Genomic DNA, 25,918 nt, shown 5'->3' on the forward strand with positions numbered 1-25,918 from the left:
ATCAATGTGCCAAAGTGGAAGTGTCGAAGCAACCACCTGACCGAGGGGAGCGCCCATCATGAAGATTACGACAGTTGGCATCGATCTGGCGAAGAACGTTTTTGCCGTTCATGGTGTAAATGAGCATGGCCGAACCGTGTTGAAGAAAGTGCTCAAGCGAAATCATGTCGCGGAGTTCTTCGCCAACCTCCCTGCCTGCGTGATCGGATTGGAGGCATGCGCCGGCGCGCACTACTGGGCTCGCAAGCTGCAGGCCATGGGTCATACGGTACGACTGATCGCACCTCAGTTTGTCAAACCTTACGTCAAGACGAACAAGAATGACGCGGCGGATGCTGAAGCAATCTGCGAGGCGGTCGCGCGCCCGAACATGCGTTTCGTGCCGGTCAAGAGCATCGAGCAGCAATCGGTGTTGTCGCTGCATCGCGTACGCCAGGGTTTTGTGCGGGCGCGCACCGCGCAGGCCAACCAGATTCGCGGACTGCTCGCGGAATTCGGGATCGTTATTCCTACGGGAATCGGGCATATCGAGCGTCAAGTACCCGAGCTGATCGAAGATGCCGAGAACGAACTAACTGGCTCGTTTCGATTGCTCATCCAGCGCCTGATGGACCACCTGAATGAGCTTGGCCGGCAAGTCCGGGAGCTCGAGGCGCAGATTCAGACCTGGCACCGCAGTGACGAAACGAGTCGACGGCTCGCGCGTGTCCCCGGCATCGGGCCACTTACCGCGAGCGCGCTCGTCGCGTCCGTCGGCGACGCAAAGAGCTTCAGGAGTGCCCGGCAACTTGCAGCGTGGCTCGGTCTGGTACCCCGACAAAACTCCAGCGGCGGCAAGAACGTGCTGCTGGGTATCAGTAAGCGCGGTGACACCTACCTGCGAACTTTGCTGATTCACGGCGCGCGTTCTCTGCTGCAGATTGCCAAACGCAAGGAGTGCAAGAACGGGTGGCTGAATGGCCTGCTACAGCGGCGAAACGCGAATGTCGCGGTGGTCGCGCTCGCGAACAAGAACGCGAGGATCGTCTGGGCGCTACTGGTCCACGGCCGCGAGTTTCACCCTGATTACCACGCGCCCTTAGCGACTGCGTAACCATGCTTAACGCGTAACTACCAGCAAGACACTACAGCCGATTGCTCAGGCAATCATGACGTGATGGCAAGACAGGTCAGACCGTGGCCGGGAAATTCTGGGTACACCAGCGTGCGCAAGAGCACGCCGAAATGATGAGAGTCCGGCCAGCGCATTCCATTAGGGACCGCCGGCTCGTGCGCCGGACAGCGAAGTCCGGATGCATGGCTGCAATCATTACCTGCCTTCCGTCACAAATGAGAGCTTGGCAAGCCGGGGGCGTCCATGCATGGTGTACGCCAAAAGCCTGCTGGCGCAGATCCCGGAAGACTCACTGACGGTGTTCGACAAAGGCTTTCTGGCCGCGGAAATCCTGTGTGGCCTGACGATGAACGCGCGCAATCGCCACTTCCTGATTCCAGCCAAAGCCAACACCTGCTGGGAAGTCGTCTCGGGTAGCGCTGACGATGCGATGGTGCGCATGCGTGTGTCGCCGCAGGCGCGCCAGAAATGTCCGGCTTTGCCCGAATTCTGGAGCGCGCGGGCGATCCGTGCCATCGACGCGCGCGGACGCGAACGCGTGCTGCTGACTTCGCTGATCGATCGCCGACGCTTCAAGCCCGCTGATATCGTCGCCTGTTATGAGCGCCGCTGGCAGATCGAAACCAGTTACGCCGAGCTCAAACAATCGATGCTGGGTTCGGAATTGACCTTGCGCAGCCGCACCGTCGCAGGGGTCTATCAGGAGATATGGGGCGCGTTGATCGCCTACAACCTGATTCGACGTGAGATCGCGAGCGCCGCGCGAGAAGCGAAACTTGCTCCGACTGATATCAGCTTCGTGCGAGCGCTTCACACGATCCAGCACGAGATGATGTGGGCGGCCCTCACGCCGGCGTTTGCAAAATTACCCGCCTGCCTTCAGCGTCTGCGCGAAAGGCTCAAGTCTATGCGCAACGAAAAACGACCCGGACGCACATGCGACCGGGTCGTCAAATCCCGCCCTAAACGGTACACCGTTCGCTATCTAAGAAAAGACCTTAACTGAACGGCATTACCGCTCGCGCGGCCGCTCGCGCAGGGTTTTCGCTTACTTCGCCGCGTTCGCCATGTAATCGACGGCGGCTTTCACATCTGCATCCGATGCGTTCGATCCGCCCTTTGGCGGCATCGCGCCCTTGCCGTGCAGCGCGTAGTTGTAGACGGTGTCCATCGGCTCTTTCAGGCGCGGCGCCCACGCGGCCTTGTCGCCGAACTTCGGCGCGCCGAGCACGCCCGCCGCGTGACACGCCTGACAGACCTGCTCGTAGAGCGCCTTGCCCGCCTGAGCGGCGTCGGCGCTTTGCGCGCCCGCGGCCGGCGCCGCCGATGCAACCGCCGGCACCGATGCGAGCGCCGCGACCGCTGCGGCGGCCTGAGCATTTTCGTTCGAACTGGCTGCGGCGGGCGCTGCCGCGCTCGATGCAGCCGCGGCGCCCGATGCCGGTTGCGCCGGTTCCGCGAGCTTGCCGCCGCTGCCGTTCGCCATATAGACGACCGCGCGCGCGATTTCGAAGTCGGAGTAATCGTCGGGGCTGGTGCCGCCGCGCGCGGGCATGCCGCCCTTGCCGTTGAGCGCGTTGTGCAGCAGCGTGTCGTAACCTTCGCCGATGCGCGGGGCCCATGCGCCGGCATCGCCGAACTTGGGCGCGCCGGCGGTGCCTGTCGCGTGACAGGCCGAGCACACGGCCTTGAAGACTTCCTCGCCGGACTTGTAGACGCGCGGCGCGTTGGCGTCGCGGACATCGACTTGTGCGGCGGGCGCGATGCGCGCGTTGACCGACTGCTCGATGTCCGTGCCGGCGCCGGTGCGCGTGGAATTGTTCACGTACACCGCGAGCAGGATGATGATGGCGACCGGGATGCCGAATCCCGCGATGACCGCGGCGATGAGTTGGCCGGGTGTCTTGATCGGGGCTCCGTGGGGTGCTTCGCTCATGCTTGTCTCGTCTCCCGTTTTTTGGTGTGAGTCGGTTCAGTGACAGCGTGACAGCTACGGCAGTGCGCTAGGCGCGCCTTGGGGAAGGCACGGTCGATTATAGACGGAACGCTTAACTGTCGGCGCGGGGTGGCCGGGGCGGTGAAGCGGGCGTTTACCCGAATCGTGTGATGCTTTGTGACTCGTTCCGCGCAGGGCGTCCGGTCCCGCACGATGGACGGCGTCACGGAAAACAGGTATCCTCTCGGATTCGCATGGGCCTTGCAGCCGTCTTACGGCGTGTGTAGTTCTTCCGCAAGCCCTTCTCCGATGCGCCCGTAGCTCAATGGATAGAGTACTGCCCTCCGAAGGCAGGGGTTGCTGGTTCGATCCCAGCCGGGCGCGCCAAGCGTTTCCACTCGACAGCCGTCGCAGTCGAAACTACTCGAGTCCGCCGTCGCGATTCGCCGTCGTCGTCCCCCAACCAAACCCCATCCCCGCCAACCACCTCCTATAAGCCACCGCCATCCGATCGCACTTCTGATGCAACTCCGCATCGAGATCGAGCGGCAAGCGCTGCGGCCATTGCGACTCCACCACCGGCGTGTCCTGCATCAAAATCTCCATATTGAAGTCGTATAACTCGCGATCGGAATGCGTCGAATCATCCTCGTGAATCGAGACGAGCCACGCGCGCGTCTCTGTCTGCGTCACCGGCGACGCCGCCAGCATGATATGCAGCGCGCCCTGCCCGCCCGACGCCATCTTCGTCAGCTTCGCGATCAAAGGCCGCTTCACGCGATACACATAATCGATCATCGCGCCGCCGCCCTGCCCCGGCATTCCCGCCGGTTGCCAGTATCGGCATTGCCGCGCTTCCAGACCTTCATCGCTCGCGACGACTTCGTAATCGGGCACTTCCGTATGCGTGTCCTCGCCCAGAATCCCCGCATGCACGAACGAGAAATGCGCCATGTCCAGAAAATTCTCGACGACGCGCGGCGCCGACGACCTCACCGTCTGCGGCGCGAGATTGATGCGCCGGCCACCGGGAATCGCGGCTTCGGGAAAGAAATCGAGCGCATACGCAGGCTCGCCGAAACACATCCAGATAACGCCGTACTTCTCTTCGCAAACGAAAGTCGTCGCGCACGCGCGCTTCGACGGACGCAATGAAGGATTCGACGGAATCCGCAAACACTGTCCTTCGATGTCGTAACTCCAGCCGTGATACGGACACACGATCTGATCGCGCATCACATGCCCGAGCGACAACTGCGCGCCCCGATGCGGACAGTAATCGCGCCACGCATGCGCCGCGCCGATGCTGTCCCGCCACACGACGATCCGCTCATCGGCCACGATGAATCCGCGCGCGCCGCCTTCCGGTACGTCTTCGCTATTGCAAACGGGCAGCCATTCGGCAGCCAAAGAAATGGATTCGTCGCGCATCGCCGTGAATGAGAAATGGACGTTCTTAAGCTGTTCTTACACGAAACACAGCGTCTTCGCAAAACGTTGCAAAATAGCGGATCGCTCGCTCGGTGCAACTCGATACCACTCCATTCAGCCGATGCCATGCGACGGGGCCGCAGTACTTGGCAGCAAGATAAAAGAAAGAAATCACCATCCAGGGGTTCAGTATGGAGCAGGCGCATCAACCGGCACGCCGGACTTATGCCTTCGCATGGTCCGAACACCGGAATCCGGAACGCGAGCAGGCCACGCTGCGGGTCTGGATGGGAGCGGTGGTTCTTCTGGCTTACGGCGTTTTCGCGTGGCTCCGCCCTTCACACGATGCCTTCCTGACCACGCGCCTCGTCGCGCTCTATGTGTCTTATGGGGCGATCACGCTTCTGATCGTCAGCCGCATGAGCGCGCCTTCTGTTGCGCGCCTGACCGTCACGACCATCGCCGATCAGACGATCCTCGGGCTCGCGCTCGCCGCGGGCGGCGCAACGGCGCTGCCGCTTCTCTGGGTGATGTTCTGGTTTCTGATCGGTTCGGGATGCCGATACGGCAAGCGCACGCTCGCCGTATCGTGCGCGACGGCGCTCATCATCGTCACGGCGATGGCCGTCTGGCAGCCGTGGTGGCACGAGAATCTTCCCGCCGCGATCGGGCTCGCGCTGAGCGTACTCGGCGCATCGGTGTATCTGAGCGTGCTCGTCGATCGGCTCGGCAACGCGAATCGCGATCTAGCGCGTCAGGCATCGACCGATCCGCTCACGGGTCTGTCGAACCGGTACGCGCTGGAAAGAGTCGTCGATCGCGCGATGAACGCGCCCGAAGCCAATGGCGATCACGCCACCGCGCTCCTTCTGATCGATCTCGACGGCTTCAAGGAAGTGAACGATACCTACGGTCACGCCGTCGGCGATCTGCTGCTGCAAGCCTTCGCGGACTCGCTCGCGAAGCGCATGCGCAAGTCGGACACCATCGCGCGTCTGGGCGGCGACGAGTTCGTCGTGCTCGCGCATCAGATGCGCGACCGCGACGCCGTGTTGTCGGTGGCCGACAACATCCATTCGGCGCTCGGCGAAATTACGTCGGTGCAGGAGCGGCCGGTGTCGGTATCGGCGAGCATCGGCGCATGCCTGCTTTCGAGCGCGGCGTCCGCGCATCAAACCGGCATGACCGCCGTGCTGCGCGCCGCCGACCGCGCGATGTACCGCGCGAAAAGTCTCGGCGAAGGGAAAACGGTCTTCGCCGAGACGCGGGACTTCGAGATCAGCTAGGGAACGTCAGGCCTCGACGCTCGTCCACGCCTGCTCGCGCAGCTTCGTGCGCAGACGCGCGACCGCTTGGCTGTGCAACTGACACACGCGCGACTCGCTCACTTCCATCACCGCGCCGATTTCGCGCAGGTTCAGGCCGCGTTCGTAATAGAGGCTCATCAGGAGCTTCTCGCGCTCGGGCAGCTTGTCGATGGCTTCGATCAGCGCGCCGCGAAGGCTGTCGTCGAGCAGCGCGGACAGCGGATCCGAACGATCGACGCAATAGCGGTCGAGGAACGGCTCGTCGTCGGCGGAGCGATCGAAGTCTTCGTAATAGATCAACTGGCTGCCGTGCAAGTCCTGAAGCATCGACTGATATTCGTCGAGCGGCATCTTCATGTGCTCGGCGATTTCCTGCTCGCTCGCCGCGCGGCCGAGGTTCTGCTCGACCTTGTGCACCGCCGATTCCACTTCGCGCGACGTCTTGCGCATGCTGCGCGGCAGCCAGTCGTTCGCGCGGAGCTCATCCAGCATCGCGCCGCGGATGCGCTGGCTCGCATATGTTTCGAACTGCGCGCCCTGATCTTCCTTGTAGCGGCTCGCCGCGTCCAGCAGGCCGATCATGCCGGCCTGAATGAGATCGTCGAGATCGACGCTCGCCGGCATCTTGGCGACGAGTTGGAGCCCCAGCCGTCGAACGAGCGGTGCGTATTTCGTCAGCACTTCCGACTGTGAGAGTTTGCCTTGGGCGTTATACATCTTGGTCACCTATCTTGATCACATCGACGCCGTGCTGCTCAATGCAAAGTCGTGAAGCGCAGCCGCACGATGCGACGCCTCCCGCGCGCCCTGTACAGAGTCGCTAACCGGATTTCGCGCGTCGGCCTGGCCGCCCGCATCGCGCATATAAGGCGCGGGGCGCATCGGCCAGTGCAGGAGCTCCGCCGCGATTGCGCGGTAGTCGCGCGCCGCGGCCGTGGCCGGGAACGCTTCGACTGCGCAGCGTGAGAGTTCCATCGCCCGAGCGACGCGCGCATCCTCGGACACATATCCCGCCTGCACGAGCGACACGGCCAGATACCGGCTCGCGACGCCCGACAGGTTGTCGAACGCGACCGCCGCGTCGGCCGGGTTCTGCACGTGATTGACGAGCACGCGGAACTGGCCGATCGCATGGGCGTAGTGCAGTCGTTTCATGCACGCATACGCCTCGGTGATCGCCGACGCGGCTACCCGCGTCACAATAAGAAAGTCATGCGCCTGCGCCGCGAGCGTCGACAGCGCGCCGTGGCGATCGAGTTGCGCATCGATCAGCACGATGTCCGCCGGACCGTCGAGCAGCGCGCGGCATTGCGCGGCATCGTGAACGATGCGTTCGTCGCGCGGCGCGGCCATCAGCGAGAAGCCGAACGGCGTGCGCTCGACGGCATCGCCGAGCATGCGCCGGCCCGACATCACCGAGGCGAGCGCGCCCGCGTCTTCGGTGCCCACGAGACGGCTCACCGATCCCGCGTTGCGGTGCTCGTCGATCACGAGCACGTCCTTGCCGTGGATGGAAAGCGCCGCGCCGAGATTCACCACCGCCGACGTGCATCCGATGCCCGCCGGTCCGCCCGCGACCGCCACCACGCGCGAACCGGCGCGCGTAAGGAGCCGTCGCAGGCCTTCCGCCTGGTCGAGCACGAACTTATCCAAAGTGCACCTCATGCAGTTCGGTCGTGGCGCGCGCGGACAACGCGGACAGCAGCGCAGGCGTTTCTTCGTCTTGCGGCACGAAGGGCGAGTTGTCGCGCGGGATGCAGAACGCGCTCTTGATGAGAAACCGCTTGGTCGCGACGTACAGGTTCTCCGGCACTTTCTGACCGGTCGACACGTAATGCACCGGCAGCTTGTAGCGGATGACCGTATCGAGCACGCCGCCGAGATTCGTCGCTTCGTCGAGCTTGGTCAGGATGCAGCCCGCGAGCGGCGGCTGGTCCGCCGCGCTCTTGTAGGCCTGCACGACTTCGTTGAGCGTGTCGCCGTGGCTCGTCGCGTTGAGCAGCAGGATGCGCTGCACCGGATGACCCGCGCCGCACAGCATCGCGATCTGATCCGAGACCATGCGATCGCGCTGGCTCATGCCGATCGTGTCGATCAGCACGATATGTTTGTTGCGGAGTTCCGAAAGCGCGAGTTGCAGGTCCGCGCCGTCTTTCACCGCGTGAACCGACACACCGAGAATCTTGCCGAAAATGCGCAGTTGCTCGTGCGCGCCGATACGGTAGCTGTCGGTCGTGAGCAGCGCGACCTTGCTTGCGCCGAAGCGCATCACGCAGCGCGCGGCGAGCTTGGCCGTCGTGGTCGTCTTGCCGACGCCAGTCGGGCCCATCAGTGCGAACACGCCGCCGCGTTCCATCAGCGCGTCTTCGCTGTCCATCACCGGAATGTTCGATTCGAGCACCTGCTGCACCCACTCGAGCGCGCCTTCGACGCTCTCGAGTTCCGGCATGTTGTCCACCATCATGCGGACGAGCTGCGCCGAGAAACCGGCGGCGAACAAACGCTTCGTGAGCGCGCCACCCGTCGGGTTGCGGCGCTGGCGCTCGCCCCACATGAGACCGGAGAAGTGCTCTTCCATCATCGAGCGCATCGACGAAAGCTCGTTCATCACCGTTTCGTTGACGACCTGCTCCATGCGCGTGCGGATCGCTTCGGTAACGACGGCCGCCGCGTTCGCGGGCAAGCCATCGAATGCGTGTTCCTTCGATGCCGGCGCGGCGTTCGCCTCGGCTGCTTCGGCGTGCGGCGCGCTCGCGTTGATCTTCTGCGCGGCGCGGCGCGCGGCGATTTGCGCGGCTTCGCGTGCCCAGTCGGGCGTTTGGACCTTCGGCTCGACGGCGGCTTCCGCGCGCTTCGTTTGCTGACGCATGGCGTAGCGGGCCGAGTCCGCCGTCTTTTCGACGCGCGTCTCTTGCGCAGTCACCGGGACCGGCACGCCCATGCCGCGTGCGATCGCAGCCGACGCGGTCAGCGGACGGTTCGACGGCATCGACGCCTGCTGCGCGATGCGCTTCGCATGCTCGATCAGCCACGGATTGGAATCGGCCATCGTCGGCGGCGTGTCGTCTTCTGCGCGAGCTTCCGGCTCGGCGTGAAATTCATCGTCCGCATCGGTGTTCGCGCCGAAGACGGACGAGAACACATCGCCGCTCGCGTACGGATTCGCGGCCGGCTGCTTCGCCGGCATCGCGGCTGCAGCGGCGGCCAGCGCGGCGCGCGACGTGCCCGCCGAACGTGCTGCCTGTTCCTTCGCGGCGGGCGAGATCGACGCGATGTCGCTGTCCGCGACGCCGACGATCTCGACCGAGCCGTCATCGAGCGTGCGATTGGACAACACGATGGCATCGGGGCCGAGCGCTTCACGAACCTGGCGCAGTGCGTCGCGGCTGTTCGCGCCGATGAATTTACGAATGTTCAAACTTGCCCCCGATGAGGTGAAACTGCGATCTTTAGCAAGCGGACCCACTTGGCTCGTTGCCGTGTCCGCTTTTCAGTGAAGCCATTATTGCGAACTTGAGTCTTTGTCCATCGCTGGATAAGGGGTGAGAAAAAGGGGTATTTCGGCTGATGGAAGCGCGCCGTGCATCGCAAGGGCGGGCGTTTGCGCGGAAAAAGATTCCGCTTCGCCCGTTTCCGCGCGCGGGCGCGGCGGCGTAAGCTTTAGGCTCCGCGCGCATCGAAGCCGCGCCGGACAATCAAAGGAGACTTCTTCGCATGACGTCCGCTGTCCCTTCCTCACAGGATCAAACCACCGGCGCGCGATTGCTCGTCGATGCGCTCGTCCATCACGGCGTCGAGCGCGTGTTCTGCGTGCCCGGCGAGAGCTTTCTCGCCGTGCTCGATTCCCTGCACGACGAGACCGAGCAGATTCAGACGATCGTCTGCCGCCACGAGGCGGGGGCGGCGAACATGGCCGAGGCGGTCGGCAAGCTCACCGGCAAGCCGGGCGTCGCGATCGTGACGCGCGGGCCGGGCGCGACGCACGCGTCGATCGGCGTGCACACCGCGTTTCAGGACTCGACGCCGATGATCCTGCTCATCGGCCAATGCGCTCGCGATCACATGGATCGCGAGGCGTTTCAGGAAATCGACTATCGGCGCATGTTCGGGCAGATGGCGAAGTGGGTCGCGCAGATCGACGATCCGCGCCGCGTGCCTGAATACATGAGCCACGCGTTTCACACGGCGATGTCCGGCCGTCCGGGTCCGGTCGTGCTCGCGCTGCCGGAAGACATGCTGACCGAAACCGTCGATGCCGTGCCGCCCTCGCCGCGATATCAGCGCGTGGCGGCGTCGCCGTCGAAGGCGCAGATGGAGCGCCTGCGCGAACTGCTCGCGAACGCGAAGAAGCCGTTCGTGATCGCGGGCGGAAGCGGCTGGACCGCCGAGGCGACGCAGGACTTCGCGCGCTTCGTGGAAGCGTGGAAACTGCCGGTCGGCTGCGCGTTCCGCTTTCAGGACACGCTCTCCAACGACCATCCGAACTACGCGGGCGATGTCGGCCTCGGGATCAATCCGGCGCTCGCCGCGCGCGTGCGCGATGCCGACGTGCTCTTCGTGCTCGGCCCGCGCATGGGCGAATCGACGACGGGCGGCTACACGCTGCTCGATATCCCGAAGACGAAGCAGACGCTCATCCACGTGCATCAGGGCGCGGAGGAACTCGGGCGCGTGTATAGCGCGGAATTGCCCATCGTGTCGGGCATGCCGGAGATCGCGTCTCTTCTGGCTTCGCTGGAAGCGCCCGCCAGCGTTGCATGGGATGGCAGCGCCGAAGCCGCGCACGCCGCGTATCTCGAGTGGCGCAAGCCGCGCCCGATGTTGGGCGATGTGCAGCTCGGCGAAATCATGCGTCAGCTCGCCGAGACGATTCCCGCCGATTCGATCCTGACGAACGGCGCGGGCAATTACGCGACGTGGCTCCATCGGCATTATTCGTATCGGCATTTCCGGTCGCAGTGCGCGCCGACGAGCGGTGCGATGGGCTACGGCGTGCCCGCCGCGATCGCCGCGAAGTCGCTGTATCCGGACCGCACGGTGATCGCGTTTGCGGGCGACGGCTGCTTCATGATGTCGAGCAACGAACTCGCGACGGCGATGCAGTATCGGCTGCCGGTGATTTTCATCGTCGTGAACAACGCGCAGTACGGCACGATCCGCATGCATCAGGAGCGGCATTATCCGAATCGCGTGCACGGGACGGAGCTCACGAATCCGGATTTCGCGGCGTATGCGCGCGCGTTCGGCGCGCATGGCGAGCTGGTCGAATCGACGGAGCAGTTCATGCCCGCGTTCGAGCGCGCGCGGGAATCCGGCTTGCCCGCGGTGATCGAGATTCGCATTCCGCGGGACCAGAGCACGCCGGGCGCGACACTCGAACAAATTCGCCAGCAAGGCAAGCGCTAGCGGACAAACTTTCAAGCTGCTTGCAGCGCGCTTCCGGTGGCAGTAGAGTAGCCAGTTCGAAAACACCGGGAGTTAGCGATGCTTAAGGTTCTGGCTTTGTCGTTGGCGTTGGGCTTTTCGGGTGCGGCATTCGCGAAGGCGGATTGCACGGCGCATCCGAAGAGCGAATGGATGAAGGAATCGGATGCCAAGGCGCAGCTTGAAGCGCAAGGCTACAAGATCCGCAAGTTCAAGGTCGATGGCAACTGCTACGAAATCTACGGTCACGACAAGAACGGCAAGAAGGTAGAGATCTATTACGACACGAAGACGCTGGCGGTCGTGAAGTCGGAAGTCGAGTGACGCTCGCGCCGTGAAAGTCTGGGACGGCTTCGTCCGGCTGACGCATTGGGCCGTCGCGGGCATCGTCTTGTGGAATCTGTTCGGACCGACGGATTCCACGCATCGCGTGCTCGGGTATGTCGCGGCCGGGCTTGTCGTTGCGCGTATCGTTTGGGGTTTCGTCGGCTCGCGTCATGCGCGGTTTTCGGCGTGGTGGCCGACGCGCTCGCATCTCGTCGACTATCTGAGGTCGCTTGCCAGGGCCAGGCCGATCCATCACGTTTCGCACAATCCGCTTGGCGGGTTGATGGCGCTCCTTCTCTGGTTCCTGATTCTCGCGCTCGCGCTGTCCGGGTGGATCATGCGGCTCGATGCGTTCTGGGGCGAGGACTGGCCGCAGGAGATTCATGCGTGGCTCGCCATCGCGGTCGAGGTTTGTGTCTGCGTGCACGTCGCCGCGGCCGTGCTGATGAGCGTGTGGACGCGGGAGAATTTGGTTCGGGCGATGGTGACGGGCAACAAAAAAGCCCCGTGACGCGAATCACGAGGCTTTCTCTCGACTCAATGCGAGGAACGCTTACTTCCCGCCCACGCTCTGCAACGTCGTCCACTTCCCGCCGACGACCTTATACAGCGTAATCCCGCCGTTCTTCAAATCGCCCTTCGAGTCGTACGACAGGTGCTTCGCCGTCACGCCCTGCATGTCGGTCTTCGCGAGGAACGGCAGGTACTTTGCCGGATCCGTCGAGTTCGCAGCCTTCATCGCGGTGAACATGGCCATCGCCCCGTCGTAGGCATACGGCGAGTACGTCTGCACGTCTTCGTTGAAGCGCTTCTTGTACTTCGCCGAGTAGTCCGCGCCGCCCGGCATTTCGTCCATCGGCAGGCCGGCGAGCGATGCCACCGTGCCGTCAGCCGCGTCGCCCGCGATCTTCAGGAACGTGTCGGTCTTCACCATTTCGCCCGCCATCAGCGGCGCGCGGAAGCCGAGCGTCTTCATCTGCTTGACCATCGGGCCGGCTTGCGAATCCGCGCCGCCGTAGTACACGAGGTCCGGATTCGTCGACTTGATCTTCGTCAGAATCGCCTTGAAGTCGACAGCCTTGTCGTTCGTGAATTCACGGTCGACGATCGTGCCGCCCGCCGCCTTCGCCGCCTTCTCGAACTGGTCGGCAAGACCCTGGCCATATGCCGTGCGGTCATCGACGATCGCGATCTTCTTGACCTTCAGCGTCTTCACCGCGAACTCGCCCGCGACCGAGCCTTGCTGCGTGTCGGAGGTCATCATGCGGAAGGCGGTCTTGAAGCCTTGCGTCGTGTACTCGGGCGCCGTCGCCATCGCGATTTCGGGGATGCCCGCGTTCGCGTAGATGCGCGATGCCGGGATCGTCGTGCCCGAATTGAAGTGGCCGAGCATGCCCTTGATGCCATCGTCGACGAGGCGTTGCGCCACGGTCGTGCCCGTGCGCGGGTCGGCCTGGTCGTCCGCCGAGTTCAGCACGATGCGAACCGGCTTGCCGCCGATCACCGGCTTCGTGGCGTTGAAGTCTTCGACGGCGAGCGTGATGCCGTTCTGCATGTCCTTGCCGTAGTGCGCCTGCGCACCGGTCAGCGGGCCGGCGTAGCCAACCTTCACGTCTTCTGCCTGCTGTGCAGCTGCGGTCCCCGCGAACAGGCCGGCGAGCGTCATGGCTGCCGCCAGCTTGGTCATCGTGTGCTTCATAGCTTCTCCTGTGTTCCAGTGTGGATGGCAGCCTGTGCCGCGCGTGTCTCCGTTACGCCGTGCCTGCTGCCGATTGTTTGAATTCGTTTGAACCGAGCGTTCGAGGGGTGTCTCAACCGATCGTCATCAAATTCGCATTGCCACCCGCCGCCGCCGTGTTCACGCTCACCGAGCGTTCCGTCAGCAGACGTTCGAGCGCGTAGTCTTCACCGTCGTGGCCAGCGTCGGCGAACGCTCCTGCAGCCACGCCCTGCACCGATACGATCGGTCCCGGACGCTTCGCGACTTCCTTCACGAGCGACAGCAGTTCATCGCTGTCGCCTTCGAACAAGACGGCGTCGAAGTCTTCCGCCGCTTTCCTGACCATCGCGAACGGCTTGAGCGCAGAAGGCAACGACGCCGCCAGTTGCTCGCCCGCCGAGCCGGAGAACAACGCCTTGTTGCCCGTCGCCAGCACGGCGGCTAGTTGCGCGCGCGCGCCGCTCGCCGTCGCCGCCACGCACAGCACCGTGCCGCGCGCGCCGAGCGTGTACGTGTTGCGTTCGCCGGTCGGTCCGCTCAACACGGCCGTCGCGCCCGCCATCACATGCTGCAGATAACCGTCGCAACGCGCGGCCGTCTGCGGATCGCGTTCGCCGATCGCCCAGTCGCGCAATGCGGTGAGCGCGGCCGTCGGCGTGTCCTTCGACGCCACCTGATCGACGACGAGCGTGCTCGCCAGCGATTTCGGCAGACCGGTCGGGCGCTTCGCGAGCAGACGCTGCAGATACAGCGCGCCGCCCGCCTTCGGACCCGTGCCCGACAGCCCTTCGCCGCCGAACGGCTGCACGCCGACCACGGCGCCGATCACATTGCGGTTCACATAGATGTTGCCGACATGCGCCCGCGAGATCACGTGCGCGATGGTTTCGTCGATACGCGTATGGATGCCGAGCGTGAGGCCATAACCCGTCGAGCGAATTTGGTCGAGGAGTTTATCAAGGTTCGAACGGCGATAACGCACCACATGCAGCACCGGGCCGAATACTTCGCGCTTGAGTTCGTCGATGCTATCGAGCTCGATCAGCGTCGGCGGCACGAACGTGCCTTGCGCGCAGGTGTCGGGCAGCGGCAGTTGCGTGACGTTGCGGCCCTTGTCGCGCATCCCGGCGATATGCGCGTCGATGCCGCGTTTCGCGTCGGCGTCGATGACGGGACCGACATCCGTCGACAGACGATCCGGATTGCCGACCGCGAGCTGGTTCATCGCGCCGGTCAGCATCTCGAGCGTGCGATCCGCGACGTCGTCCTGCAGGCACAGCACGCGCAGCGCCGAGCAGCGCTGGCCAGCCGAATCGAACGACGACTGCAGCACGTCCGCGACGACCTGCTCCGCGAGAGCCGACGAATCGACGATCATCGCGTTCTGGCCGCCGGTTTCGGCGATCAGCGGAATTGGGCGGCCATCCGGATCGAGGCGCTCGGACAGCGTCTTGTTGATGAGGCGCGCGACTTCCGTCGAACCGGTGAACATGACGGCGCGCGTGCGCGGATCGGCGACGAGCGCCGCGCCGACCGTCTCGCCATTGCCCGGCAGCAGTTGCACCGCGCCCGCCGGCACGCCCGCTTCGCGCAGGAGGCGAACGGCTTGCGCGGCGATCAGCGGCGTCTGTTCAGCGGGCTTCGCGAGCACCGGGTTGCCCGCGGCCAACGCAGCGGCGACCTGGCCCATGAAGATCGCGAGCGGGAAGTTCCACGGGCTGATACACACGACCGGACCGAGCGGGCGATGCGTATCGTTCGAAAACTCGGCGCGAATCTGCGACGCGTAGTAGCGCAGGAAATCGATGGCTTCGCGAATCTCCGCGATCGCGTTCGGCAGCGACTTGCCCGCTTCGCGCACGACGAGGCCCATCAGCGTGTGCATTTGCGCTTCGAGCAGATCGGCGGCGCGCGCGAGGCAATCGGCGCGGTCTTCGACCGGCGTCGCCTGCCAGATCGGCGCGGCGGCGACCGCGTTGGCGATCGCGGCGCTCACCTGTTCCGGCGACGCTTCCACGACCGTGCCGACGAGATCGCGCAAATCCGACGGATTGCGCACATCGCGCGCGACGCCGTTGCCGATGTCACCGCCTTCGAGCATCGGTTCCGCGCGCCACGGATGATGCGCGCTCGCCAGCAACGCCGACGACAGCGAAGCCAGCCGATGCTCGTTCGACAGATCGAGGCCCATCGAATTGGAGCGCTCGTTGCCGTAAAGCTGACGCGGCAGCGGAATCTTCGCGTGCGGCGCGCCGAGCGGCGTGATCGCCTGCGCTTCGTCGATCGGATCGCGCACGAGTTCCTTCACCGGAATCGATTCATCGGCGATGCGGTTCACGAACGACGTGTTCGCGCCGTTTTCCAGCAGACGGCGCACGAGATACGCGAGCAGCGTTTCGTGCGTGCCGACCGGCGCATACACGCGGCACGGACGGTTCAGCTTGTCGCGGCCCGTGACTTCTTCGTAGAGCGGCTCGCCCATGCCGTGCAAGCACTGGAACTCGTACTGGCCGGGATAGTAGTTCTGTCCGGCGAGGTGATAGATCGCGGAGAGCGTGAACGCGTTGTGCGTCGCGAATTGCGGATAGACGGCATCCGGCGCGCCGAGCAGCTTCTTCGCGCACGCGAGATACGAGATGTCCGTGTAGATCTTGCGCGTATAGACCGGATAGCCCTCGAGTCCATCGACTTGCGCGCGCTTGATTTCCGTGTCCCAGTACGCGCCCTTCACGAGGCGAATCATCAGGCGATGACGGCTGCGGCGCGCGAGATCGATCAGATAGTCGATCACGAACGGGCAGCGCTTCTGATAACCCTGCACCACGAAACCGATGCCGTTCCAGCCCGCGAGCTCCGGATCGAAACAGAGCGCTTCGAGCAGATCGAGCGAGATTTCGAGACGATCGGCTTCCTCGGCGTCGATGTTCAGGCCGATGTCATAACGGCGCGCCAGTTGCGCGAGCGAGCGCACGCGCGGCAGCAGCTCGTTCATCGTGCGTTCCTGCTGCGAGCGCGAATAACGCGGATGCAGCGCGGAGAGCTTGATCGAAATGCCCGGGCCTTCGTAGATGCCGCGCCCGCCCGCCGCCTTGCCGATCGCGTGGATCGCCTGCTCGTAGGACGCGTAGTAGCGCTGCGCGTCTTCTTCCGTCGTCGCGGCCTCGCCGAGCATGTCGTACGAGTAGCGGAACCCGCGCGCTTCGTACTTGCGGCTGTTCGCGAGCGCTTCGGAAATCGTCTCGCCGGTGACGAACTGCTCGCCCATCAGGCGCATCGCCATGTCGACGCCCTTGCGGATCAGCGGCTCGCCGCCCTTGCCGATCAGACGCGTCAGCGCCGACGACAAGCCCGCTTCGCTGTTCGTCGTGACGAGCTTGCCGGTGATCATCAAACCCCACGTCGCCGCGTTCACGAACAGCGACGGCGCCTGGCCCATGTGCGATTTCCAGTCGCCCTTGCTGATCTTGTCGCGAATCAGCGCGTCGCGCGTGGCGCGGTCGGGAATGCGCAGGAGCGCTTCGGCGAGGCACATCAGCGCGACGCCTTCCTGGCTCGACAGCGAGAATTCGTGGATCAAACCTTCGACGCCGCCGCCCGAGCTTTTCGCGCGCAGCGCTTCGACGAGCTTCGTCGCGAGCTTTTCGGTTTCGGCCGCGACGTTCGAAGGCAGTCGCGCCTGACCGATCAGGAACGGCACGCACTCCGGCTCCGGCCGGCGATACGCCGCCGTGATCGCCGCGCGCAGCACCGATTGCGGCTGCACGTTCTGCGCGAAATCGAGGAACGGATGCGGCGCGCCGTCTTCGTCGCCATCGACGGAAGGTGCATCCGCCATTTCCGACGAGCCGTTCGCACCCGTCAGTTCGGGCGGAAGCTGGCCATGCTCGATGCGCTCCAGATAAGCGAAGATCGCCTGCTTGATAAGCCAGTGGGGAGTGCGTTCGAGGCGCGTCGCGGCATCTTTGAGCCGGGAACGCAGCAGATCGTCGACTTTGACGCCTAGGGTTGTGCTCGCCATATTTCCTTCGTTTGCCGGTCGTGCTCGGCCGGCCAGAGACCTGAAAAGTTGGCGAATCGTACCCCGCTGATTTAAAAGGTGCAACCGAGATTTTCGCTAGGGTTGCACCACAATGAAACCTTTGTGGCACAAGGCTTTGAGCGGTGCACCGCCGGATGGCGCGCGGCGCTCGGTGCCTAGTAGTTTCCCTAATCCGGAATTTTTGAGACGGCCCCTAAGTAAATCCTCGGACACCGCCGTTATAAACGCCATGCGCCGTCGATGGCGACGCCTTCAGCGGTCGATATTCCGCGATTTCGGGGAGAGCAACGAGCATGAGCACTTGGATGGTGGTGGCCGGCGTTTGGGCGATGTTCGCGGTCTGCGTCGTGTTGTTCGTGCGGGGCGCGTCGCCGCACGTTCATCGGTCCGATGACGCTTCCGGCCAAGGCGACCGCGCGGTCAGCGACGTTCCACGCGCCGAAATCTGAATCAGACGTCCAGCGGATCGACTTCCACGTTCCAGCGCAGCACGCCCTTGAGGGAGCGCAGCACCGGCTGCCACGCGCGCAGCGACGCCTGCAGCGCGGCCCGCGACGCGCTTTCGAGCAGCAGTTGCGCACGGTGGACATTGAACACTTTCACGATGGTGAGCGGAACCGCGTCGTAGACCGTCACGCGCTCAGCGCCGGGCAGAGGTCCGAACGCCGCCGCCGCTTCTTCGAGGAATTTCAGCGCCGCATCGAGCGTGCGGCCTTCGGCGCGCAGCATCGCCTGATAGACGAACGGCGGCAGACGCGCGTCGCGGCGTTCGGCGAGCGTCGAATTGGCGAAACCCACGTAGTCTTGTCGCGAAAGCGCCTGATACAGCGCGTGACGCGGATAGCGCGTCTGAATCATCACTTCGCCGGGCAAGCCCGCGCGTCCGGCGCGCCCGCTCACCTGCGTCAGTTGCGCGAAGAGCCGCTCGCTCGCGCGAAAGTCGTGGGAGAAGAGCGCGGTGTCCGCGTTCAGCACGCCGACGAGCGTCACGCGCCGGAAATCATGGCCCTTCGCGATCATCTGCGTGCCAACGAGAATGTCGACTTCGCCCGCGTGGACATCGGAGAAAAGCGCCTGCGCGCTGCCTTTGCGGCGCGTGCTGTCGGCGTCGATGCGCAGCACGCGAGCACCCGGCACCACGCTCGCGAGCGTTTCCTCGACGCGCTGCGTGCCGCGGCCCATCGGCGCGATATCGATGTTGCCGCATTCCGGACACGACTTCGGAATGCGCGATTCCCAGCCGCAGTGATGACAACGCAGCGCGCGCTCAGGCTTATGCAGCACGGCATACGCGCTGCAACGCGGACAACCGGCGACCCAGCCGCAGGCTTCGCAGGACAGGATCGGCGCATAGCCGCGCCGGTTCAGGAATACGAGGCTTTGCTCGCCGCGCTCGACGCGTGTCTTCAGCGCCGCGATCAGCGGCCCCGCGAGCCCCTCGACCGAGGCGCGGCCTCGCCGTCTTTCCTCTTCCAGATCGATGAGCCGGACGCTCGGCAGCACCGCTTCGGCGACGGCGCGGCGCGTGAGCGTGAGTCGCGTGTAGCGGCCCTGCTCGGCCTGCCACCAGGTTTCGAGCGATGGCGTCGCCGATCCGAGCACGACGGGAATATCCAGTTGCTTCGCGCGATAGATGGCGAGATCGCGCGCGGAGTAGCGCAAGCCTTCCTGTTGCTTGTACGCGGGATCGTGTTCCTCATCGACGACGATGATCGCGAGCTTCGGCATCGACGCGAGAATCGCGAGGCGCGTGCCGAGCACGATGCGCGCGCTGCCCGTATGCGCCGCGAGCCAGTTGCGCGCGCGTTCGCCTTCGGCGAGTCCGCTGTGCATCGTGACGATCGAGCCGTCCGCGAGCGCCGCGAAACGCGCGCGAAACGCCGCTTCGAACTGCGGCGTCAGATTGATTTCGGGAACGAGGACGAGCGCCTGCGCGTCAGGCCGGTCGGCGAGCAACGCGGCGAGCGCGTGCAGATACACCTCGGTCTTGCCACTGCCCGTCACGCCGTGCAGCAGGAACGGGGCGAACCCTTGCGCGCCGGAAATTGCATCGACGGCTTCGCGTTGTTCATCGGTCAGCAAGGGCAGCGGCACCGCGCCGGTCGGCAGCATGGGCGCGCTCGCGTCGGGTTCGGCGATCTGCGCTGTCACCGCTTCGATCCATCCGCGCGCGATCCAGTCGTCGAAGGTCGCGCCCGCTTTCGGATGCAACGCACGCGCGTCGGACAACGTCAGCGACGGCTGTTCCGCGAGCGCATCGGCGAGACGCCGGAGGGCGCTGGCGCGGGCGGGCAAAGCATCGGGGAGTTGCGCGCGCCCTTCGGGGAGAATCCGAAAGCGCGGCTCGACGGCAAAAAGGCGATCCCAGCGCGAGGCGTCGCGCAACGCCTGCGGAAGCGCCGGCAGCGCGACTTCGCCCAGCCCGCGCTGATAGTAATCGGCGGCGAAGCTGACAAGCGCGATCCACTTTTCCGACAGCGGCGCGCAGCCTTCGCAAATCGAAGTGATGTCGCGCAGTTTGGCAGCGGGCACGTCGCTTGAATGGGCGATTTCGCAGATCAACCCGACGACTTCGCGTCGCCCGAACGGCACCTGCACCAGCATGCCGACGGCAGGCGCGGCCGGCAGCGCATAGCGGTAGTCGAACAGCACGGGCATGGGCTGATCGACGGCGACGCGGACGAATAGATCAGTCACCGCGCGGGACCCCGCGCAAGACGGTTCGACAGAACCAAGCGCCCGAGGCGGGAGAAGTTAAAGTGAAACATCAGAATCGTCTGTAAACCGCCGATTATTTTTGGATTTCCGATGCTTTCCACAGCCCTGTGGATAACTTTGTTGAGAAGTGCGTCCGTGATCGCCGCAAACAATGTCACGAATCCCTTATGTGCGCTAACCCACATTTCGGGCGAAGCCGTCGAAATGCGTTAAGAATCATTGGCTTGAAGCACATATAGCGACATCTTATTGGTTGCTGTAAGCCATACGTCTGATGGCGCGCCGCAGCGAACAAATTGTGCATAAGTTCAGTCTTGACATCGGGGAGCGCCGCCTGAGGCGGGCGATCCGGACAGAACCCTCCAGCTCCTGATCACTTGCCCCGAATCACCGATATTGCACTGCAGCACGCGTCCGCAACGCAGGCTTTCGTACGCCGTTTACCGGGCGGCTTGGTCGGCGCGCATGGCGCGGCTATGTCGATGAACCTCGTCGACCAGCTCCGCGACATTTTCCGGCGGCGTGAACTGCGAGATGCCGTGGCCCAGGTTGAAGACGTGGCCCGGAAAATTGCCGAAGCTTTCGAGCACGGCGCGCGCTTCGGTGCGGATCGACGCGGGCGGCGCGAACAACACGCTCGGATCGATGTTCCCCTGCAGCGCTACACGCGAGCCGACCTTTTCGCGCGCCCGGCCGAGATTCATGGTCCAGTCGAGACCGACCGCATCGACGCCCGTCGCCGCGATTTCCTCGATCCAGAGTCCGCCGCCCTTCGTGAACGTGATGACCGGGACGCGCGCGCCATCGTGCTCGCGCTTCAGGCCGGCAACCACCTTCGCGATGTATTCGAGCGAGAAGCGCTGATACGCGCCATCCGCGAGTGCGCCGCCCCATGTATCGAAGATCATCACGGCCTGCGCGCCCGCTTCGATCTGCGCGTTCAGGTAAGCGGTGACGGCTTGCGCGTTGACCTCGAGAATGCGATGCATCAGGTCCGGCCGCGAATACGCCATCGACTTGACCGTGCGATGGTCGTCCGAGCCACCGCCTTCGACCATGTAGCACGCGAGCGTCCACGGACTACCGGAGAAGCCGATCAGCGGGACCTTCTGGCGGCCTTGCGCGTCGGTGAGCGCGCGGCGAATCTGGCTTACGGCGTCGGTGACGTAGGAAAGCGTCGCGCCGATGTCCGGCACGGCAAGGCGCTTCACATCGTCTTCGGTACGCACCGTGCGCTCGAAACGCGGCCCCTCGCCCTGCACGAAGTTCAGACCGAGCCCCATTGCGTCGGGGACGGTCAGGATGTCCGAGAAGAGAATCGCGGCGTCGAGCGGAAAGCGTTCGAGCGGCTGAAGCGTGACTTCGGTCGCGTAATCCGGATTCTTCGCGAGACCGAGAAAACTGCCCGCCCGAGCACGCGTCGCGTTGTATTCCGGCAGATAGCGCCCTGCCTGGCGCATCAGCCAGATCGGCGTGTAGTCGGTCGGCTGGCGCAAGAGCGCGCGCAGGAAGGTGTCGTTCAGAAGAGTGTGTGCCACGTCGCTCGATGCTCAAGGCAGAGAATCGTCCATTCTACCGGAGCGGTCGAACGTTTACGCCGGCTGAGCCCGGCAATTCGGAACGGCTCATGCCGCGCGGCCTATGTCGTTTGGCCGGATTTCGGGCAAGCGAAGCCCTCGTTATGATCAGTGTGCTTACACAACTAGAACCAGGAGAATCGATGCAACGCACGTCCGTCAGTCTCGCAGCCGCTGCCTTCGCGGTGTCGCTCTCGCTTTTGAACGCCGCGCACGCGCAGACGATTCAGGCCGGCACCGTCGCCGGAGCAAAGTCCGCCGCGCCCGCGCCTTCGTCGGTTGCCGCGCCCTCTCGCCTCGACGACATCCTCGCACGCCACACGCTGCGCGTCTGCACGACCGGCGATTACAAACCGTACTCGTTCCTGCGTCCGGACGGGCAGTTCGAGGGCATCGACATCGATCTCGCGGAAAGTCTCGCGAAGTCGCTCGGCGCGAAGGCCGAGTATGTGAAGACGTCGTGGTCGAATCTGATGAACGACTTCATCGCGAAATGCGATATCGCCGTGGGCGGCGTCTCGACGACGCTCGAACGGCAGAAGCGCGCGTTTTTCACCGCGCCGTACATGGAAGACGGCAAGACGCCGATCGTGCGTTGCGACGATGTCGAGAAGTATCAGACCGTCGCGCAGATCGATCAGCCGAACGTGCGGACGATCGTGAATCCGGGCGGTACGAACGAACGCTTCGCGAAGCAGTTCTTTGCGCACTCGCAACTGATCGAGTATCCGGACAACGTGACCATCTTCAAGCAGATTCTCGACGGCAAGGCCGACGTCATGGTCACGGACGCATCCGAAACGCTGCTTCAGCAGAAGCTCAATCCGGGGCTGTGCTCGGTGCATCCGGACAAGCCGTTCCAGTTTGGCGAAAAGGCGTATCTGCTGCCGCGCGGCGACGTGCCGTTCCAGCAGTATGTCGATCAGTGGCTGCATCTCGCCCGTTCGTCGGGCGAGTTCCAGGCTGTCTATGACAAGTGGCTGAAGTAGCGGTCAGCGCGCGGCGCGCAAGAGTTCGCCGGTGCGCTCGCCGATCTTGCGCAGCCAGCCGAGCGCCGCGTCGGACTGTGAATGCATGCGGCCGAATCCGTGCGTCATGTCGCGCGCGTCGATCAGCTCGACACGGCCGCCGTTCGCTTGTAGGAAGCGTTCGAGTTCGACGGCGTCGTCATAGAGCGGATCGTACGCCGCCGCGACGACGATCGCGGGCGCCGGCGTGCGCTCGAACGGCTCGGAGAGCGGAAAGGCGCGCACATCGTGCGCCTGCGGTGTTTCACCCGAAAGGAACTGGGTCCAGTACCACTTCATCTCATCGTTCGTGAGACCGGGACCGTTCGCATTGGCGATGCAACTCGGGCTCTCGAACTGACGACGCATGACCGGGTAAAGCAGCAGTTGCAAGCCGACGATGCCCGCGACGCGCTCGTTCGCGCCGCGTGCCGCAACAACCGCCAGATGCGCGCCCGCGCTGTCGCCGCCGACAGCCAGCCGGTCGGTCGCGAAGCCGAGCCGCGACCGGTGCTCCGCGAGCCAGAGCAGCGCGTCGAGCGCGTCTTCGCACGGCGCGGGAAACGGATGCTCGGGCGCGAGCCGGTAGTCGACGCTCGCCACCGCGCATTGCGAGTCGCGCGAGAGCCGTGCGACGAGGCCATCGTGCGTGTGGATATCGCCGACGACCCAGCCGCCGCCGTGAAAGTACACGATCAGCGGCAGCGGGCCGCGGGCCTCTTTCGGCTTGTAGATGCGGGCGGCGAGCGTGCGGCCTTCGAGATCGAGCTGAATATTTTCCGCCGTTACGGCATCGTCGCGCTCTCCGGCGTAAGCTCGAGCGACCTTGCTGAAGCGCTCCCGGATCGCCAGCGCGTCCGCGTCGGGCGGCAAAGCCGGAAAAGCGTCCTCGACGGCGCGGTAATAGCGAAGCAGGGCTGCATCAATGCTCATGCGTATCTCCATAGGTTTTTGTGTCGTTATGCGCGCGCGGCCTACTTTGCGCATCGATTTCATGCGTTCGGGCGTTCGATTTCCGCGAAAAAAATAGAATAATCGCACGAGTTCGAAAATCTGCAATCGCGCGTCAAGTCATCCCGAACGGATTAATCGTCCGAATAACAGACAATATATCGGTCGAAATCTGGACAATCGCGCTCGAAAATTTCCTCCGAGCCTTATCGGGCGCGGGTTACAACCTGAAACACTTTGTTACGGCGACTCGGATTCAATTCGCCCACAATCTGTTGAAACGGTTTCAACACGGATGTATTGCGTCGCGTCGTGCGAGAACAACGCGATCCGATGGCAGGCTGTGGCCGAAGCACTCACATTTGGGGCATCGGTGTTGGGATCGTTATTCGAATGCAAGGCATTCGACACATCCCACGTTTGGTCTCCTCGCGCTAACCCCGTAGCGTGTGGTTTTTAGCGGGCTCCAGGCCCGCTTTTTTTTCGCCCGGACAAACGTTTGCGTTTTGGGATTTCAACACCCGAACGTTTCGTCCAATGACAGAAGGGAGCGCCGCAGCGCTCCCTTTGTCTTTTCACCGCGAAGCGGCGCCGAAGTTCAGGCCGTTTTGGCCTCGGCGATCTTCAGTTCGTCGATCATGCGAGCGCGCATCACGAATTTCTGCGCCTTTCCGGTGACGGTCATCGGCAGTTCGTCGACGAAGCGGATGTAGCGCGGAATCTTGTAGTGCGCGATCTGTCCTTGGCAAAACTCGCGAATTTCCTCCTCGCTCGCCTGCTCGCCGGGACGCACGACGATCCACGCGCATACTTCCTCGCCGTATTTCTGATCGGGCACGCCGAAGACCTGCACCGACTGCACCTTCGGATGACGGAACAGGAATTCCTCGATTTCGCGCGGATAGACGTTCTCGCCGCCCCGAATCAGCATGTCCTTCAGGCGGCCGACGATGTTGCAGTAACCTTCCGCGTCGATGGTCGCGAGGTCGCCGGTGTGCATCCATCCGTCGACGATCGCCTCGCGCGTCTTGGCGTCGTCGCCCCAGTAGCCTTTCATCACCGAATAGCCGCGCGTGCACAGCTCGCCGGTTTCGCCGACCGGCACGATATTGCCCAGCGGATCGACGATCTTCACTTCCAGATGCGGCTGAATGCGTCCGACGGTCGTGGTGCGCTTGTCGAGCGGATCGGTCGTCGAGCTCTGGAAGGACACGGGGCTTGTCTCAGTCATGCCGTACGCGATCGTGATCTCGCTGAGATGCATCTTCGACACGACGCGCTTCATCGTCTCGATCGGACACGGCGAACCCGCCATGATGCCCGTGCGCAGCCGGCTCAGATCGTACTTCCCGAAGTCCGGGTGGTCCAGTTCGGCGATGAACATCGTCGGCACGCCATGCAGCGCCGTGCATTTTTCCTCGTGCACGGCAGCGAGCGTCGCGGCGGGGTCGAAGGCTTCGCCGGGAAACACCATCGTGCAGCCCGTCGATACGCACGCGAGCACGGCCAGGACCATGCCGAAGCAGTGATACAGCGGCACCGGAATGCACAGCGAATCCTGCTCGGTCAGGCGCATCGCCATTGCGATATAGCGCGCGTTGTTGACGATGTTCCGATGTGTGAGCGTCGCGCCCTTCGGATTGCCGGTCGTGCCGCTCGTGAACTGGATGTTGATCGGGTCGTCCGGCTTCAGCTTCGCCTCGACTGCGTCGAGCGGCGTCGCGTCGAGCCGTTCGCGACCGGTACGCATCACGTCCTCGAAATTGAGCATGCCGGGCGTCTTGCTCTCGCCCATGCGGATCACGGCGCGCAATTCCGGCAGATTCGCGGCGTGAAGCGCGTTCGGCTCGGCATGCGCGAGTTCGGGCGCGAGCGTCTGCAGCATCTCCAGATATTTCGATGACTTGAACTGCTCGGCCGCGATGATCGCCTTGCAGCCGACCTTGTTCAGCGCATATTCGAGCTCGGCCAGCCGGTACGCCGGATTGATGTTGACGAGCGTGGCGCCCATGCGCGCGGTGGCGAACTGCGTGAGCAGCCATTCGATGCGGTTGGGCGACCAGATGCCGACGCGATCACCCGCCTCGATGCCGAGCGCGAGCAGTCCGCTCGCGAGCACGTCGATCTGATTTGCGAACTCGCGCCACGTCCAGCGGATGTTCTGCTCGCGGAACACGACGGCCGGGCGATCGGGGAATCTCCCAGCGGTTTCGAGAAGGAAGCGCGCAACGGTCGCGTCGCTCAATGGGATGTCGGTCGCGCCGCGAACATAGGAAATGCCGTCGCGCGGTTCGATCTGCGCGCCGGCGTGGGTCGGTTCAGTTGTCATCGATGGTCTCCGCCAATGTGAATCGCCGCCCGGTGAAG

The 25,918-nt window shown here is 64.0% G+C and carries 18 protein-coding genes, 1 tRNA gene and 1 pseudogene; 9 read left to right on the forward strand and 11 right to left on the reverse strand.

Annotation, left to right across the window (positions count from 1 at the left end; all coding sequences use genetic code 11):
• The first annotated feature begins 58 nt into the window (after positions 1-58).
• On the forward strand, positions 59-1,093 hold the full coding sequence (locus tag LDZ23_RS13695) for an IS110 family RNA-guided transposase (protein WP_008352514.1): 1,035 nt from the start codon (positions 59-61) through the stop codon (positions 1,091-1,093).
• Between the two features lie 268 nt (positions 1,094-1,361).
• A pseudogene (locus tag LDZ23_RS13700) lies at positions 1,362-2,120 on the forward strand (IS4 family transposase); the annotation flags it as partial.
• A 42-nt stretch (positions 2,121-2,162) separates the two neighbouring features.
• On the opposite strand, the gene LDZ23_RS13705 reads toward LDZ23_RS13700, so the two are convergent.
• Positions 2,163-3,050, reverse strand: coding sequence for a c-type cytochrome (locus LDZ23_RS13705; protein ID WP_008352512.1), 888 nt, complete (start codon positions 3,048-3,050; stop codon positions 2,163-2,165).
• Positions 3,051-3,361: 311 nt separating this feature from the next.
• Between LDZ23_RS13705 and LDZ23_RS13710 the strand changes: the two genes are divergently transcribed.
• Positions 3,362-3,437, forward strand: a tRNA-Arg gene (locus LDZ23_RS13710).
• A 33-nt stretch (positions 3,438-3,470) separates the two neighbouring features.
• On the opposite strand, the gene LDZ23_RS13715 is transcribed toward LDZ23_RS13710, so the two are convergent.
• Positions 3,471-4,460: a Rieske 2Fe-2S domain-containing protein gene (locus tag LDZ23_RS13715; protein WP_235366256.1), complete on the reverse strand. Its 990-nt coding sequence runs from the start codon at positions 4,458-4,460 to the stop codon at positions 3,471-3,473.
• A 212-nt stretch (positions 4,461-4,672) separates the two neighbouring features.
• Here LDZ23_RS13715 and LDZ23_RS13720 point away from each other — a divergent pair, with 212 nt between their 5' ends.
• Positions 4,673-5,767: a GGDEF domain-containing protein gene (locus LDZ23_RS13720; protein ID WP_008352510.1), complete on the forward strand. Its 1,095-nt coding sequence runs from the start codon at positions 4,673-4,675 to the stop codon at positions 5,765-5,767.
• 6 nt (positions 5,768-5,773) lie between these two features.
• Here the strand turns inward: LDZ23_RS13720 and LDZ23_RS13725 are convergent, their stop codons facing one another.
• From LDZ23_RS13725 to flhF, 3 genes are read right to left on the reverse strand one after another with little or no spacing between them, the layout of a single operon-like run.
• The gene (locus LDZ23_RS13725) at positions 5,774-6,505 is read right to left on the reverse strand and encodes an RNA polymerase sigma factor FliA (RefSeq protein ID WP_008352509.1); all 732 of its coding nucleotides are present in this window, start codon (positions 6,503-6,505) and stop codon (positions 5,774-5,776) included.
• Positions 6,506-6,523: 18 nt separating this feature from the next.
• On the reverse strand, positions 6,524-7,441 hold the full coding sequence (locus tag LDZ23_RS13730) for a MinD/ParA family ATP-binding protein (RefSeq protein ID WP_008352506.1): 918 nt from the start codon (positions 7,439-7,441) through the stop codon (positions 6,524-6,526).
• Complete coding sequence (gene flhF / locus LDZ23_RS13735) at positions 7,434-9,206, reverse strand: flagellar biosynthesis GTPase FlhF (protein ID WP_008352504.1); 1,773 nt, start codon at positions 9,204-9,206, stop codon at positions 7,434-7,436. The genes LDZ23_RS13730 and flhF overlap by 8 nt, the downstream gene beginning before the upstream one ends.
• Positions 9,207-9,502: 296 nt before the next feature.
• Between flhF and LDZ23_RS13740 the strand changes: the two genes are divergently transcribed.
• From LDZ23_RS13740 to LDZ23_RS13750, 3 genes are all read left to right on the forward strand, one after another.
• On the forward strand, positions 9,503-11,194 hold the full coding sequence (locus LDZ23_RS13740) for a thiamine pyrophosphate-binding protein (protein ID WP_008352502.1): 1,692 nt from the start codon (positions 9,503-9,505) through the stop codon (positions 11,192-11,194).
• Between the two features lie 78 nt (positions 11,195-11,272).
• Positions 11,273-11,536, forward strand: a complete 264-nt coding sequence (locus tag LDZ23_RS13745) for a PepSY domain-containing protein (protein ID WP_008352500.1) — start codon at positions 11,273-11,275, stop codon at positions 11,534-11,536.
• Between the two features lie 10 nt (positions 11,537-11,546).
• Positions 11,547-12,050 carry a cytochrome b/b6 domain-containing protein gene (locus LDZ23_RS13750; protein WP_008352497.1) on the forward strand — a complete coding sequence of 168 codons (504 nt, stop codon included), beginning with the start codon at positions 11,547-11,549 and terminating at the stop codon, positions 12,048-12,050.
• 42 nt (positions 12,051-12,092) lie between these two features.
• On the opposite strand, the gene LDZ23_RS13755 is transcribed toward LDZ23_RS13750, so the two are convergent.
• Together LDZ23_RS13755 and putA are read right to left on the reverse strand one after the other, a co-directional pair.
• Positions 12,093-13,238: a branched-chain amino acid ABC transporter substrate-binding protein gene (locus LDZ23_RS13755; protein ID WP_008352495.1), complete on the reverse strand. Its 1,146-nt coding sequence runs from the start codon at positions 13,236-13,238 to the stop codon at positions 12,093-12,095.
• A gap of 112 nt (positions 13,239-13,350) precedes the next feature.
• Entirely contained in the window at positions 13,351-17,277 is a 3,927-nt protein-coding gene (gene putA, locus LDZ23_RS13760; RefSeq protein WP_008352493.1) for a trifunctional transcriptional regulator/proline dehydrogenase/L-glutamate gamma-semialdehyde dehydrogenase, read from the reverse strand.
• 314 nt (positions 17,278-17,591) lie between these two features.
• On the opposite strand from putA, the gene LDZ23_RS13765 reads away from it, so the two are divergent.
• Positions 17,592-17,747, forward strand: coding sequence for a hypothetical protein (locus tag LDZ23_RS13765; RefSeq protein WP_160172900.1), 156 nt, complete (start codon positions 17,592-17,594; stop codon positions 17,745-17,747).
• A 1-nt stretch (position 17,748) separates the two neighbouring features.
• Here LDZ23_RS13765 and LDZ23_RS13770 read toward each other — a convergent pair whose 3' ends face one another.
• Both LDZ23_RS13770 and hemE read right to left on the reverse strand, forming a co-directional pair.
• Positions 17,749-19,995, reverse strand: coding sequence for a primosomal protein N' (locus LDZ23_RS13770; protein WP_008352491.1), 2,247 nt, complete (start codon positions 19,993-19,995; stop codon positions 17,749-17,751).
• Between the two features lie 461 nt (positions 19,996-20,456).
• Complete coding sequence (gene hemE / locus LDZ23_RS13775) at positions 20,457-21,554, reverse strand: uroporphyrinogen decarboxylase (protein ID WP_008352487.1); 1,098 nt, start codon at positions 21,552-21,554, stop codon at positions 20,457-20,459.
• Between the two features lie 182 nt (positions 21,555-21,736).
• Between hemE and LDZ23_RS13780 the strand changes: the two genes are divergently transcribed.
• Complete coding sequence (locus LDZ23_RS13780; protein WP_008352486.1) at positions 21,737-22,582, forward strand: transporter substrate-binding domain-containing protein; 846 nt, start codon at positions 21,737-21,739, stop codon at positions 22,580-22,582.
• 3 nt (positions 22,583-22,585) lie between these two features.
• On the opposite strand, the gene LDZ23_RS13785 is transcribed toward LDZ23_RS13780, so the two are convergent.
• Positions 22,586-23,533: an alpha/beta hydrolase gene (locus tag LDZ23_RS13785; protein WP_008352483.1), complete on the reverse strand. Its 948-nt coding sequence runs from the start codon at positions 23,531-23,533 to the stop codon at positions 22,586-22,588.
• 616 nt (positions 23,534-24,149) lie between these two features.
• Positions 24,150-25,880, reverse strand: coding sequence for an AMP-binding protein (locus LDZ23_RS13790; protein ID WP_008352482.1), 1,731 nt, complete (start codon positions 25,878-25,880; stop codon positions 24,150-24,152).
• Between the last annotated feature and the right edge of the window lie 38 nt (positions 25,881-25,918).

Origin of the sequence: Caballeronia zhejiangensis, from assembly GCF_022879815.1 — a bacterium.
Taxonomy (GTDB): domain Bacteria; phylum Pseudomonadota; class Gammaproteobacteria; order Burkholderiales; family Burkholderiaceae; genus Caballeronia; species Caballeronia zhejiangensis.